The organism is Arthrobacter sp. TJ-170 (assembly GCF_058269305.1).
On sequence record NZ_JBZCNL010000001.1, the window covers coordinates 154,791 to 168,634 of the forward strand.

At 63.3% G+C, this 13,844-nt stretch carries 9 protein-coding genes; 3 read left to right on the top strand and 6 right to left on the bottom strand.

The annotated features are described in order from the left end of the window. Window positions 1-41 precede the first annotated feature (41 nt). The 3 genes from AC4D1W_RS00780 to AC4D1W_RS00790 are packed head-to-tail and all read left to right on the top strand — an operon-like array spanning window position 42 to window position 3,084. The gene (locus AC4D1W_RS00780; protein ID WP_490897430.1) at window positions 42-1,640 is read left to right on the top strand and encodes an AAA family ATPase; all 1,599 of its coding nucleotides are present in this window, start codon (window positions 42-44) and stop codon (window positions 1,638-1,640) included. Continuing rightward, the gene (locus AC4D1W_RS00785) at window positions 1,579-2,670 is read left to right on the top strand and encodes a Rossmann-fold NAD(P)-binding domain-containing protein (protein WP_490897431.1); all 1,092 of its coding nucleotides are present in this window, start codon (window positions 1,579-1,581) and stop codon (window positions 2,668-2,670) included. Before AC4D1W_RS00780 ends, AC4D1W_RS00785 begins: the two co-directional genes overlap by 62 nt. Before the next feature lie 30 nt (window positions 2,671-2,700). Further along, window positions 2,701-3,084 carry a VOC family protein gene (locus AC4D1W_RS00790; protein ID WP_490897432.1) on the top strand — a complete coding sequence of 128 codons (384 nt, stop codon included), beginning with the start codon at window positions 2,701-2,703 and terminating at the stop codon, window positions 3,082-3,084. Window positions 3,085-3,255: 171 nt separating this feature from the next. Here AC4D1W_RS00790 and betT read toward each other — a convergent pair whose 3' ends face one another. The 6 genes from betT to AC4D1W_RS00820 all read right to left on the bottom strand — a co-directional run bounded on the left by betT (window position 3,256) and on the right by AC4D1W_RS00820 (window position 13,813). After that, entirely contained in the window at window positions 3,256-5,388 is a 2,133-nt protein-coding gene (gene betT, locus AC4D1W_RS00795; protein ID WP_490897433.1) for a choline BCCT transporter BetT, read from the bottom strand. Between the two features lie 472 nt (window positions 5,389-5,860). Further along, complete coding sequence (locus tag AC4D1W_RS00800; RefSeq protein ID WP_490897434.1) at window positions 5,861-7,495, bottom strand: GMC family oxidoreductase; 1,635 nt, start codon at window positions 7,493-7,495, stop codon at window positions 5,861-5,863. Then, window positions 7,496-9,013 carry an aldehyde dehydrogenase family protein gene (locus tag AC4D1W_RS00805; RefSeq protein ID WP_490897435.1) on the bottom strand — a complete coding sequence of 506 codons (1,518 nt, stop codon included), beginning with the start codon at window positions 9,011-9,013 and terminating at the stop codon, window positions 7,496-7,498. It abuts the gene before it with no gap. 98 nt (window positions 9,014-9,111) lie between these two features. Next, entirely contained in the window at window positions 9,112-9,738 is a 627-nt protein-coding gene (locus AC4D1W_RS00810) for a TetR/AcrR family transcriptional regulator (protein ID WP_490897436.1), read from the bottom strand. Between the two features lie 46 nt (window positions 9,739-9,784). Further along, the gene (locus AC4D1W_RS00815) at window positions 9,785-10,531 is read right to left on the bottom strand and encodes a hypothetical protein (protein WP_490897437.1); all 747 of its coding nucleotides are present in this window, start codon (window positions 10,529-10,531) and stop codon (window positions 9,785-9,787) included. A gap of 33 nt (window positions 10,532-10,564) precedes the next feature. Further along, window positions 10,565-13,813, bottom strand: a complete 3,249-nt coding sequence (locus AC4D1W_RS00820) for a DEAD/DEAH box helicase (RefSeq protein ID WP_490897438.1) — start codon at window positions 13,811-13,813, stop codon at window positions 10,565-10,567. Window positions 13,814-13,844 lie beyond the last annotated feature (31 nt).

The window sequence follows — 13,844 nt, forward strand, 5'->3', positions numbered from 1 at the left end:
ACGCAGGGAGGCGTCCTTGACGGGGCCGTTAGCCTCCTAGCATGGGGGAAGACGCGGCGAAGTTTGTCAGTGATTTTGGTGCGATGGTGCGGCTTGTGCAGTCGGCTCAACCTACCTCTGACCGTGGTCGGGAATTGGTCAATACCCTGGCTGCGCACCTCGGCGCGCCGCCGTCGTCCCTTCCCGTGGTTGTCGAGGAAGTGTCCGTTCACCGGTTCATGGACGCCGATATTATCCTCGCTTCGCTCGTGGGTGAGGGCAGTACGCTGACCGGCATCGGGGGCGGTGACCAGCGGCACCATATGTCCCTGAGCGACATGGTCCAGCAATCCGACATCTACCCAAATTTCCCGCTTTCACAGCCCGACTACGCAAATCTTCCAGTCGGTCCTGACGAACAGCGGCAGACTGTTGCTTTCGGTCTTCGCCTCTTTCACCACAACGGCGAACCGATCGCGCTCCTACAGCGCAAAGCGGAACCCCGATATGGACGGCAAGCTGCTTCCTTGGAAGCGCTCTGCGCGGATGCGGCGGTCACAGCGGACTTCCTCGCCGTATTCCGACGTCGTATGGAGCGGGAAAGCGTCCTTCAAGGACAGATACTGTCCTTCACGATTGAGGAGTTCGGTCCTAGTAGCTCGGGGGTGACCTTTCACAGGAGGCCCGAGCTGGCGAGGAGCCAGATCGTGTTGCCTGAGGGTCTCCTCGCCAGGATCAGCGACCATGCCCTCGGGATTGCCGCTCACAGGAACGAGTTGGTGGCAGCCGGACAACATCTCAAGCGGGGGATTCTTTTGTACGGCCCGCCTGGCACGGGCAAGACGCACACGGTTCGTTACTTGTTGAGCGCTAGCGAGGGGACGACGGCCATCATCTTGTCCGGCGGCACGCTCGCTCACGTGAGTGAGGCAGCCCGGATGGCACGAGCTCTTCAACCGTCCATCGTGGTGCTCGAGGACTGCGACCTCATTGCGGAAGACCGCAGCTTCGGCCATGGTCCGCAACCCCTGCTCTTTGAAGTGCTAGACGTCATGGACGGCCTCGATGATGATGCCGACGTCACGTTCGTGCTCACGACTAATCGTGTGGACACGCTCGAACGCGCGCTCGCACAGCGTCCCGGCCGTGTGGACCTTGCTGTCGCGATTCCCCTTCCGGATGAGGGTGAACGTGCTGCCCTATTGCAGCTTTACGCGCCCAGCGAAGCATTTAGCGTCGAAAGTTTGCGCGCGGCAGCGGAAGCAACTGAGGGAACGACGGCGTCGTTCACTAAGGAACTTGTTCGCCGCGCAGTCCTCGCTTCAGCATCCGAGGCAATGCCATTGGGCGACCATCACCTGCTGACTGCAGTGGATGAGCTCATGGCTGACGGTGCCGCCCTCACTCGGAGCCTGCTTGGGAGCAACCGACAACCAGCCGAAAACGGTCCAGGGGAGGAGAGCATCTCCTCCTTCGGATATGTGCCTAATGCCCAGCACTATTCCGGGTCCTACGCGCCGGCGTATCCCATGCGCATGACTTTCGAGGATCAGCCAGGTGTACCGGACGTCAACCGCCCGTGGGTCGACCGCGTCGAAGATGAAGAGTCCGCCCAGGAAGACGACACAGCTATCGATCGCGAGCATCATCCCGAACAGTGACTGGCTCGCAGGTGAACTGGTTGAACCTTTCCTGCCCTGTCGGTTGACTGGCCATATGCGAAACGTCCTGGTGCTTGGGGGAACTGGCTGGCTTGGGTTTGAGATTGCCAAGCAGATGTTGGCGAACGGCGATGCGGTGACCTGCCCGGCACGCGGTAAGTCCGGTCAAGCACCTGCTAGGGCGGTCTTCGTGCAGGCTGATCGGCAATCGTCGGATGGCTACGCGGCAGTAGCCGATCAGTCGTGGGATGAAGTGGTGGAGCTTTCGTATGAGCCCCGACTTGTGCAGGGGGCCCTCGATGCTCTCGCAGGAAGGGCAGAGCACTGGACTCTGGTTTCATCAGTCTCCGTATATGCCACGAATGCCGATGCTGGTGCTGATGAATCCGCACCTCTGCTCGAGCCGATAGACCTAAAAGATTACGGGCAAGCGAAAGTCGCCGCTGAGCAGGAGTCACAGGAGACCGTGGGTGATCGGCTTCTCACAGTCCGGCCAGGACTGATTGCTGGCCCGGGAGATGGCAGCGACAGGTTTGGCTACTGGGTCGGACGATTCGCTCTCGCAGGCGACGGGCCGGTGCTATCACCTCTAACTGACGGTCGAGTGGTACAGGTAATCGATGTCGAGGATCTCGCCATCTTCATAGCCAAGGCCGCTAGAGAACCGATCAGAGGTGTCATCAACGCCACCGGTGACCAGCATGCTCTCTCAGATGTGCTCGCGCTTTCTGCAGATGTTGCCGGCTTCACCGGAGACATAGTGGCCGCTGACGACGAATGGCTCATGGAACACGATGTCCGGTTCTGGGCGGGTCCCCGGTCAATGCCGCTGTGGATACCAAAAGCTGATGTCGCATTTGCACAACGAGACAACACCGCCTTCCATGCTGCGGGCGGCGTCCTAAAGGGTCTCCGTCAAACCGTGCAACGTACCGTGGAATTCGAGCGAAAGCTTGGTCTTGACCGTGAACGTAGGTCCGGTCTGAGCCGATCGGAAGAGCTTGAGTTGCTGGACCAGCTTTCTCGATAAGCACGACGCGCTCTACGGCAGGATGGAGGCATGCACATCACGCGGCTGGACCACTTCGTTCTGACAGTTCGTTCCCTCGAAACGAGCATCGCCTTCTATGAGCGACTTGGCTTCAAGCACGTCACCAGCGATGGTCGCCACAGTCTCTTCTTCGGCGACAGCAAGATCAATCTGCATCCTGCGGCGCATCCCTACCTACCGGCAGCCGCCGCGCCAACTCCTGGCAGCGACGACCTCTGCTTCGTGGTCGACGCTCCGCCTCACGAGATACTGACGTTCCTGCAAGACGCTGGAGTCACAATTGAGGAAGGTCCCGGTGAACAGTTGGGTGCCCTCGGCCCGATGACGAGTGTCTACATCCGGGACCCTGACGGGAACCTTCTTGAGTTCGCCACATACGCGGGGAAGCCATAGTCGCGCATTTCTGAGGTGCCCGCTTGCGAGCACACCCCCTCGAATCAAGAGCGACCCCAAGTATGCGCACTTCGCGCAAACGCAGAGGGAGGCTGCCGTCTCAGCGTCGACAGCCTCCCTCAGATCGATGCGCCTATGGCGTCGGCAGAGCAGGACTCAGCGGACTGATGGTCACTTTGTCTCCTCCGGGTGAGCGAAGTCGGATTCCCAGTTGTCCTTGGCAGCCTGGTCCTCGGTGACGGCCGTGGTGCCGGGCACGGCACGGTTCAGGTGCAGGAATTCGAGGTGGGTTTCGTAGTGGTCCAGGACGTCGGTGATGACCTGTTCCTTGCTGTAGCCGGCGAGGTCGTAGCTGTGGCTGCCCTCGAGGGAGAAGACCTCCATCCGGTAGTACTTCGGTTCGAGCCCGGCATTTCCGGGCGCGTATGACGGGGTGTCGTACTGGACCGGGTAGATCTGGTACTTGAACGGGCGCTCGTCACAGAGCCTCACCAGCAGGTCGACGTGGCGGATGCCGCAGGTCTCGACGACGCCGGTCGTCAGGGTCACATTGGCGTCCTGCGCCTTCAGCTCGTCGTGCACCTCCTGCAATGCGGGCAGCGCCACGGTGTCCACGAATCGGTTCGCCTGCTTCGGCCCCGGGTAGGTCATGGCGCGGTTGAGGCGCTGCCGCCAGTTGCGCGACGACGATCCGTCCCCGCTGTGGCCGGAGATGATCCCCGGCAGGCTCGCACGGTAGCTGTCGGCCAGCGAGTTCTCCACGCGCAGGGCCTTGTAAAGGCCCAGCATGATGAACAGCAGCAGGATAGAGAGCGGAAGACCCATGATGATCGTGGCGTTCTGCAACGTCGTCACACCGCCGACGGTCAGCATAGCGAGCGTCAGGAGTCCGGTCACCAGGGCCCAGAAGACGCGCAGCCACTTGGGCCCGTCGGCATTGGCGTCCTTCAGGTGGCTCGTGAAGTTGGCCATGACGAGCGCACCTGAATCGGCGGAGGTGACGTAGAAGAGCAGCCCGGTGAAGGTGGCCACGCCGATGATCAGCGGAGCCGCGGGGTACTGCTCGAGGAGGCCGTAAAACGCCCGCTCCGGCTGGGCCATCGCCGTCTCCCCGAAGGCGGCATTGCCGTTCATCACGATGTCAAGGGCGCTGTTGCCGAAGATTGAGATGAACACCAGGATGAACGCGAAGGGGACCATGAGGGTGCCCAGTACGAACTGGCGGATAGTGCGGCCTCGGGAAATGCGTGCGAGGAAGAGCCCGACGAAGGGAGCCCAGGCAATCCACCAGGCCCAGAAGAAGAGTGTCCAGCCCTGCAGCCAGTCACCGGGCCGGTCATAGGCGAAGGCGTCCAGCGTCATGGCCGGGAACCGGCTGAGCACGTCGCCGGTGTTCTGGACGATCCCGTCCAGCAGGAAGCTGGTCTTGCCGGTCAGGAGGATGAACACCATCAGGGCGAGGGCAAGGAGCACGTTGAGCTCGGCAAGCCGGCGGATTCCCTTTTCGACGCCGGAGAGCACGGATGCGGTGGCCATGACAACGGCCACCACGATCAGGCCGATCTGCACGGCGACGTTCTCGGGCAGTCCGAACATGAGGCTGAGGCCGTAGTTGAGCTGCACGACGCCGATGCCCAGGGAGGTGGCGATGCCGAAGATGGTTCCGAGGAGGGCTGCGATGTCCACGCCGTCGCCGAGCGGACCGTTGATCTTCTTGCCGAAGATGGGGTACAGCGCGCTGCGGATACTCAGGGGAAGATTATGCCGGTAGGCGAAGTAGCCCAGGGCCAGTCCCATGAGCGCGTACAGGGCCCAGCCGGTGATGCCGTAGTGGAACAGGGTGAGGACCATGGCATGCCGGGCGGCCTCGACGGTGCTGCCGTCACCCTGCGGGGGAGCCAGGTACTGAGTCACGGGCTCGGACACCGAGAAGAACATCAGGTCGATGCCGATGCCCGCTGCGAAGAGCATCGATGCCCAGGTGAACATGCTGAACTGCGGCTTCGAATGGTCCGGGCCGAGCTTCGTCTTGCCCACCCGGGTCAGGGCGATGACCAGCACGAACACCACCACGACGGTAACGATCAGGAAGTAGTACCACCCCATGTTGGTGGATACCCAGGTGACCATGGACCCGATCAGGGCCTCGGCGCCAGCGGCGTCGCTCATGGCCCAGATGGCGATCGCGAGGATCCCTGTGGCCGATCCGATGAATACGGTCCAATTGACGCGGGTTCGACCCGCGGGGGGCGTATCACCGCCTCCAGTAACTGTTGCGGGCGGAGCGTCGGCTATCTGACTCATATCGTCCCTCTCATTGGTCCCCGCACATTATGGCGGTGTTTCGTTCGGGCGGCGGCCATGCCGCTTGAATCAATACTCTTGTTGCGTTCCAATTTCTGGACTCCTAAGTCAGAAAGCACGATGGTGATTACCCGTGACCGCCATTGGACACAGGTGAAATCGGCGGCAGGGCAGCGTTTGTGGGCCCCCGGCCGTTTCCCCCAAGTGTTTTTGCCTAGTCTGGCTGTGCCTACGCCGGCTTCCCCGTGAGAGCAGTCCAAGCAACTCCGCCGGGTGTGGCGTAGGTCATATGAGGAGATTAGTTCACATTGAACATGTGTTCAAGACTTCTGAATAACGAATGTTCAAGAATAATCCCCTTCGGGCGGCAGGCCCGAGCTGATGTGGAAAGACCTGGTGGAGGGAGCATGAGGAACCGCTCCACCGGGTTCGCCTATCCGGCTCTGGAGCCCGCTGTGGGGCGTGCTGGCAGTCAGGCCAGGGCCGCGCTGAGCTCCGCCTCCGCCGTTTCGCCGTTTCGACTGGCGCGGATGAGGTCCGCGCAGCGCTCTCCAATCATCATGACGGTGATGTTGGGGTTCACCGTGACGTGTTCAGGCATAACAGAGGCATCGGCGACGCGCAGGCCGGTGACACCCTTGACTCGCAGTTCCGGGTCGAGGGGCGACATCTCGTCCTCGGCCGGCCCCATACGGACGGTGCCGACGGGGTGGTAGACGGTGTTGTGTGTCTTGCGGATGTAGTCCTGCAGTTCCTCGTCGGTCTGCGCTTCGATACCGGGCGAAAGCTCCCGGCCGGTCCATTCGACCATTGCAGGCTGGGCGGCGATTTCGCGGGCCTTGCGGATACCGGCGACCATGACGCGCATGTCGTGGCCCTCCGGATCAGTGAAGTACCGCGGATCCACCATCGGCTTGTCGCGGAAGTCCCGGCTGCGCAGCCGGACGGTGCCGCGGGAACGGGCGTGAGTGACGTTCGGGGTGAGGCTGAAGCCGTTCTCCGTGGTCGGGTACCCGTACCGCAGGGTGTTCATGTCGAACGGGACCGAGCCGTAGTGCATCATCAGGTCCGGGCGGTCCAGGCCTTCCTCGGTGGGGGTGAAGATACCGATCTCCCACCACTGCGTCGAGGTCTGTGCCATCGGCTGCTTGGCCTCGAACTGCACGACGCCTTCAGGGTGGTCCTGCAGGTGCTCGCCGACGCCGGGGGAGTCCGCCAGAACCTCGATGCCGTGCCCGGCGAGGTGCGCGGCGGGGCCGATGCCGGAGAGCATGAGCAGCTTCGGCGAGTCGATCGCCCCGGTGGACAGCACCACCTCGCCACGCGCGGAGAGCCGGTGAGTCCGGCCGAACGCCGAATCCACAACATCGACGCCGGTGCAGCGCTTGTCCGCATCGAACACCAGTTGGCGGGCGCGCAGGCCGGTCAACAGGGTGAAGTTCTCACGCTCGATGATCGGGTGGATGTAGGAGACCGAACTGGAGGATCGGGTGCCGTCTGCACGGCGGTTGATCTGGAAGAAGCTCGCGCCGTTGATCACGGTGGTGCCGGTGTTGAACTTGGCACGGGGGATGCCGGCCTGCTCACAGGCATCCAGGAGCGCGACGCCGGTGGGGTCCGCCGGGGGCACGTTCATCAAGTGCACGGGTCCTGAGTCGCCATGGTGCGGCGCGTCCGGGCCGGCGTCGTCGTTGGTTTCCAGCCGCTTGTACAGCGGCCAGGCGGACTCGGCGTTCCAGCCGGTGGCGCCGTACTTGGACTCCCACTCGTTCAAGTCTTCGCGCGGTGCCCAGAAGGCGATGCAGGAGTTGTGGCTGGAGCAGCCGCCCATGACCTTGGCGCGGGAGTGGCGCATGAAGGAGTTGCCGTTTTCCTGCGGTTCGATCGGGTAGTCCCAGTCGTATCCGGATTCCAGCAGTTCCATCCAGCGGTCAAGCTGCAGTACTTCGGCTATCCCGCGGTCGTCCGGGCCGGCCTCCACCAGCGCCACGGACACGGCCGGGTCCTCGCTCAGCCGGGCGGCGACTGCGGCGCCGGCGGATCCGCCGCCGATGACGATGTAGTCGAACTCTCGGTCGTTGAGGTTCTCGACGTTGTCGATATGCATCTAGCTCTCCTTGCCGTGCTCAGCGAACCAGCCCGTCACCTGCGGGTTGGTGTTCTGGTAGATGTGCTTGGATTCCTGGTATTCGGCCAGGCCGGTCGGCCCGAGTTCGCGGCCGACGCCGGACTGGCCGAAGCCGCCCCACTCGGCCTGCGGGAGGTAGGGGTGGTAGTCGTTGATCCAGACGGTGCCGTGCCGCAGCCGGCCGGCCACACGCTGCGCCTTGCCGGCGTCCTGGGTCCAGACCGCCCCGGCCAGCCCGTAGATGGTGTCGTTGGCGGTCGCGACCGCTTCATCCTCGGTGCGGAAGGTCTCAACGGTCACTACCGGACCGAAGGCCTCATCGACGACGACGGACATCCCCTTCTGCACGCGGTCCAGGACGGTTGGCTGGTAGTAGAAACCGGCGTCGTACCGCTCTCCTTCAGGCGCCGCGCCACCGCACCGCAGCCGCGCGCCTTCCTCCACTCCGCGCTGGACGTAGGTGTGTACCTTTTCGCGGTGGGCCGCGGAAATCAGCGGCCCGGTTTCGGCAGTTTCATCGAACGGGCCGCCGATGCTGATGCCTTCAGCGCGGCGGACCAGCTCATTGACGAAGCGCTCGGCGATCGATTCCTCGACCACCAGCCGCGCCCCGGCGGAGCAGACCTGCCCGGAGTGCACAAATGCGCCGTTCAGCGCATTGTCGACGGCGGCATCGAAGTCCGCATCGGCGAAAATCACGTTGGGGTTCTTGCCACCGAGCTCCAGCGCCACCTTCTTCACGGTGCCTGCGGCAGCCGCGGCAATGCGCTTGCCGGTTTCCAGCCCGCCAGTGAAAGAGACCAGGTCGACGTCGGGGTGTTCCGAGAGCGGTGCGCCCGCCTCCGCGCCGGCACCGGTGACGAGGTTGGCGACGCCGTCCGGCAGGCCCAGGTCCTGCAGCAGCTGCATGGTCAGGATGGCAGTGGACGGGGTCAGCTCGGAGGGCTTGAGGACGAAGGTGCAACCGGCGGCCAATGCGGGCGCTATCTTCCACGCCGCTTGAAGCAGGGGATAGTTCCAGGGCGTGATCAGGCCGCAGACACCGACCGGCTCGTAGACAATCCTGCTAACGACGGCGGGGTCCCCGGCGTCGACCACGCGGCCCGACTGTTGCCCGGCCAGCCTTCCGAAATATTCAAAGCAGGCGGCGATGTCGTCTATGTCGATCCGGCTTTCGATAATCCGTTTCCCGGTATCCAGCGATTCGGCACGGGCGAACTTCTCGCGGCGGTCACGCAGCTCGGCGGCCACCCTGAGGAGGAACGCACCGCGCTCGGGCGCCGGGACCGAAGACCAGACGCCGGAGTCGAAGGCTGCACGGGCAGCAGCAATGGCGCGCTCGGCGTCTTCCCTGCCGGCCTCGGAGACCGTCGCGACCAGTTCGCCGTCGGCCGGGTTGCGAATCTCACGCACCGCGCTGGACGCGGCCGGCTCCCACGAGCCGTTGATGAACAGGGTGGATGCGGTATCCGTTTTGGACTGTGTGGCGTAGCTCATACAATTCAGATTAGGGGATATTGAACAAACGTTCAAGGGTACATCTGAACGAATGTTCAATGACAGTCACAAAGCCGCTTCCGCGGATGCGGCAAGCTTTAGGACACTTCGGGCTCGCCCAGACCGCGCTCGTTCTTGCGCGAAGGGGCGAAGGCGATGTCCTCCGTGTGGGCGATATTCCTCTGGATTGATGCCTTGTCCACGCCGAGGAGAGCGGTTAGCCACATGCCGTTCTGGACGACGACGATGTCCGCTGCCCGCTCCCTGCACTCATCGCGGGAAAGCTTGGGATTCGCATTGCCTATCAGAGTCGCGAGACCATCGAGATACCGTTCGAACGCCTCCGCATTGATCTGTGCGAAGTCTTCACTCGCCTGGGCGAGAGCCCAAAGGTGGAGACGCAGAGACAAGTATCGCGTGGTCAAAAGTTCCGCGCCCGCAACGCGCCGGAGAGATCTGCGGAGCTGTTCGTCCGGGGGCGAATCCGGGTCAGGCTCGACCAGCATAAGGTCGTGCTCATCGATCCGATGCAAGGCGGCACGGATCAAGCAGGACTTGTCTTCGTAGTAGTAGTTGACGAGCCCCAGTGCTACGCCGGCTTCGCGCGCCACGGCGCGCATGTTGACACCTGAGATGCCGTGGCGCGACAGCAGATCCATCGCCGCTTCGAGAATGCGCGACTGCCTGTCAATCTGTTCGCCGGATCTAACGGTGTCTGTACCCACTTGGCCAGACTATTGCGAAACCCGGATGAGTGCATCTCGCAACCAATTAGGGAAGGTCGCGGTCCGGCAATGCTGCCTCTGAGTGTCGATGCCGGTCTGTCCCCGTCCAGTCCAGCCAGTCGAGGGCCTCCTGCACGATGGGCCGGGGGACAGCGTGGGGTCCCTGAAACTCCCGGTAAGTGATGTCATAGCCCTCTGCTCTGAGGGTGGGCACGAGCCGACGGCTGGTGCGGTCAATCGGCAGAACCCTGTCGGCGTCGCCATGCGAAACGAAAAGACGGGGTTCGCCGTTACGCGGTACGAGAGGAACGAAACCTGGTGAGAATGCCACGACGTTGGAGAACAGTTCCCCGTTGGCCAGGCCCAGTGCCAGCGCGTAGGAGGCCCCGTCGGAGAACCCTGCCACCGCGATGCGGCGCGGATCCACGGAAACCAGCGTGAAGATTTGTTCCAGGGCGCGGTTGATTACTCGGACATCAGGGCCGAAACCGCCGCGAACACCGTCCCAGGTGGAGTCCCGTGACGACGGCGCTGCCATCACGATCCCGCTCATCTCACCAAGACCGCCCAGCAGGGAAAGTCCTCCCGCTGCTTCACCCCCGGCACCATGCAGCAGGACAATGAGCGGGGCTTGTTGTCCGGGCTTCAGGCCTGGCGGGATGTAGAGCAGCGCGTCCCGTGCACGTTCCAGGCCCAGAATCTGCTGCCCGGGAACCGGCGCACGGCTTGGTTCCCCTCGGGGCCTGGCACTCAAGAGAGCGGAGATCGATGATGCTTTCCGGGGACGGTCCATCTCTATGAGCCCTTCGGCCTCGATGCGTCGCGGCTACCCCGCGAGCAGTTCCTTGATGTCATCGGCCGTGAGCGCTGAGCTGAAGACGGCGTCGTCGTCCATGACCGAGCTGAACAGCTTGGCCTTCTGCTCCTTCAGCTTCATCACCTTCTCCTCGATGGTGTCCGCGGAGACCATCCGGTAAACCATTACGTTCTTGGTCTGGCCGATACGGTGGGTCCGGTCAACCGCCTGCGATTCACTGGCCGGGTTCCACCACGGGTCCAGCAGGAAGCAGTAGTCCGCTTCCGTCAGGTTGAGCCCGAAGCCGCCGGCCTTGAGGCTGATCAGGAACACGGGCGCGGTTCCGTTTTTGAAGGAATCGATGACCTCACCGCGCTTCCTGGTGGAACCGTCAAGGTACGCGAATTCAACTCCCTGCTGCTCCAGCCGAGCGGCCGCGAGCTTGAGGTAGGACGTGAACTGGCTGAACACCAGGGCGCGGTGGCCCCCAGCGAGGACGTCCTCCAGCTGCTCGAACAGGACGTCCAACTTCGCCGACGGCACTCCCTCATACTCAGGCTCCACCAGTGAGGCATCGAGGCTGAGCATCCGGAGGAGGGTCAGCGAGCGGAACACGATCATCCGGTTTCGGTCCAGGTCATCGATCAAACCGAGCAGCTTCTGCCGCTCGCGCTGCAGGTGCGTCTGGTAGATCTTGCGGTGCCGTGGATGGAGCTCGACGGACAGCACCTGCTCCTGCTTGGGCGGCAGGTCCGATGCGACGGCCTCCTTGGTGCGCCGCATCATCAGCGGCCGAATCCGGCGACGCAGCCGCTGCAGGCGCTCCGTACTGCCCTGCTTCTCGATCGGAGTGCGGTACTTCTCCGTGAAAGCGCGCGACGACGGGAACAACCCCGGAGCCGTGATGTTGAACATCGCCCACAGCTCCATGAGGTTGTTCTCCATGGGAGTACCCGTGATGGCCAGCTTGAACGGCGCGTCCAGGTCCTTGGCGCAGCGGTGGACCTTGGCCGCGTGGTTCTTCACGAACTGCGCCTCATCCAGGATGAGGCCTGCCCATTCCTGCTTGCCGTAGGCGTCATTGTCCAACCGGAACAGAGCATAGGACGTGATGACGACGTCGGCGCCATCCACCTGCTCGGCTACCGGCGTACCGCTCTTGGCCTGTGTGTCAGCGATTCCCCGCACCGTCAGACCTGGGGCGAAGCGCTGCGCTTCAGCTATCCAGTTCGGCACCACGGAGGTAGGCGCAACAACGAGGAAGGGCCGCTGCTCGCCCTGGTTCTTCGCGTGCAGCAGCAGTGCGAGAGTCTGCAGGGTCTTGCCGAGGCCCATGTCATCGGCGAGAACGCCGCCGAGGCCGTGACTCCAAAGGAACGCGAGCCAGTTGAAGCCATCAATCTGGTAAGGACGCAGTGTGGCGTGGAGCCCTTCCGGGAGCGGAGTCTGTTCCACCTCGGTCAGCTCCAGCAGCCCGTTGACCGCCGATCGCCACGCCTGGGCCTGCTCCGTCTCCTCGGCCAGGTCCTCGAACTCGGCCCACAGGCCGGCCTGGTAACGGCTGATCCGCAGACCCGTTTCCCATTCATTGAGCATCCGGGCTTCATCGATGAGTTCACGGAGCTGATCGAAGATGGGCTGGTTGAGGGACAGGTAGCTGTTGTCCACCAGCTTGATCCGGTTGGCACCCTTGGCCAGCGCGGTGAAGATGTGGTCGAACGGAATTTTCCGGCCCTGCACCGTGACGAGCACGCCAAGATCGAACCAATCGCGGTCTTCCGTGTCCACCGTGGTGATCAGGAGCTGCGGGGTTTCGGTGAGTTCCTCGAACGTCGGCTTGCTGCCCACCACGTCCACGCGCAACGAATCGAGGCGCTCCAGGCGGGGGAGGACCATCTCCGTAAAATCCACCATTTCCATGCCGGTGTAGACCCGCTCCCTCACCATGCGCCCGCCCAGGGCTTCCCGTGCAGCCTGCAGGGCGGCGGTTTCGGCTGCGACGTCACGGTAGCCGCCGTCGTCCTCGGTGTTTTTCAGCGGTTTGCGGGTTTCGGTGTTGCCGGCCTGGTACGCCCAGTCCCAGGAAAGATCCAGCTGGTCCTCGTCGAAGGTGGCGGTGAGGACCAGGACCGGCGGGATGATCTCCGGGAAGACGACGGAGCCGTCGCTGCTGACCACGTCAATGGACTGGATGAGCCGGGGATAGAAGCCCGCGAGGAACTCCTGCTTCTCTGTCTCCGGGATGCGGACGGGCCGCGTGCGCTCGAGGAGTTCGCGGTTGTGGTCGGTGAGTTTCCGGGTGGTCGGTGCCAGCGTGATGGTGCCGTCCTCCGACGCGGTGTACACCCCGTGGTTGGAGATGACATGCGCCGAGTCCGGAGGGTGGTTCTCACCGTCGATGTTAATGGCCGGGCAGAGCTGGACGGCGCCGTCGACAGTGGTTGCATCGAGCAGCAGCACCGCCTGGGAAGCGAGCTGAACCGTCACACTCTTTTTCGACCCGACGAAGGCGATTCCGAGCCGCTGTGCCTCCTGCAACAGTTGCCAGAGCAGGGGGTTGCTGAAATCGTCCAGGTACAGCCAGGAGTCATTATTACCGAAGTAGGTGACGCCGGTTCCCCGGTGCAGCGCGGGGAACTGGGCGAACCAGCGGTGCTGATCGGGGTCCAGTTTCAGCCCGTACGTCTGGTAGCTGATGTTTCCCCACGCCAGGTTGTTTTTGACCCAGTTGCCCTTCACGTTCCGGATGACCGGGCGGACGCCGAGCTTGAACCCCCGGTAGGCCCGCCGCTGGTCCCATTTGGCTCCCGTGGTGGGGCGCAGTTCGAACTGCAGGCCCAGGGCGGTGGGCGGGACGGCGGCGAGCGCGCCGTCGTCGTGCTCATGGTTTGAAAGCAAACCCGAGAGCGACTCCTGCCACCCGGCAGGGCGCGCGGGCGACGGCGGTGCCGTCAGTTCCTGGTTGGCGCGCAGGTTCTCCATATTGGAACGGAGTGCGACGGCGGCAACATGCTTGCAGTCCAGCCCCACCGGACATGTGCACACACTGTCACGAAGGTGGTACCGGCCGTCACCCTTCCGGGCGAGATACAGCTGCGTGCGGTACGGCGCCGGTGAGCTGCCCATGACCCGCGCGTGCACGGTCTTGGACTCCGGTTCGAAGGTGAGTCCCTGCACCAGGGACTCCTTGGCATAGCCCTGCCCCCGCTGGAAAGCGGCGCCGCCCACCATGCGAATGATGTCCGCGACATCGATCATGGGATAAGGGGATTCGGGCATGAATTCATGCTCTCACGCACTCCTGACAGAC

What these genes read in the sequence shown, in the direction of transcription:
- AC4D1W_RS00815 (WP_490897437.1), bottom strand. Translation starts at nt 10,531, where the DNA reads ATGGACCGTCCCCGGAAAGCATCATCGATCTCCGCTCTCTTGAGTGCC.
- AC4D1W_RS00790 (WP_490897432.1), top strand. Translation starts at nt 2,701, where the DNA reads ATGCACATCACGCGGCTGGACCACTTCGTTCTGACAGTTCGTTCCCTC.
- AC4D1W_RS00800 (WP_490897434.1), bottom strand. Translation starts at nt 7,495, where the DNA reads ATGCATATCGACAACGTCGAGAACCTCAACGACCGAGAGTTCGACTAC.
- betT (WP_490897433.1), bottom strand. Translation starts at nt 5,388, where the DNA reads ATGAGTCAGATAGCCGACGCTCCGCCCGCAACAGTTACTGGAGGCGGT.
- AC4D1W_RS00805 (WP_490897435.1), bottom strand. Translation starts at nt 9,013, where the DNA reads ATGAGCTACGCCACACAGTCCAAAACGGATACCGCATCCACCCTGTTC.
- AC4D1W_RS00820 (WP_490897438.1), bottom strand. Translation starts at nt 13,813, where the DNA reads ATGCCCGAATCCCCTTATCCCATGATCGATGTCGCGGACATCATTCGC.
- AC4D1W_RS00780 (WP_490897430.1), top strand. Translation starts at nt 42, where the DNA reads ATGGGGGAAGACGCGGCGAAGTTTGTCAGTGATTTTGGTGCGATGGTG.
- AC4D1W_RS00785 (WP_490897431.1), top strand. Translation starts at nt 1,579, where the DNA reads ATGAAGAGTCCGCCCAGGAAGACGACACAGCTATCGATCGCGAGCATC.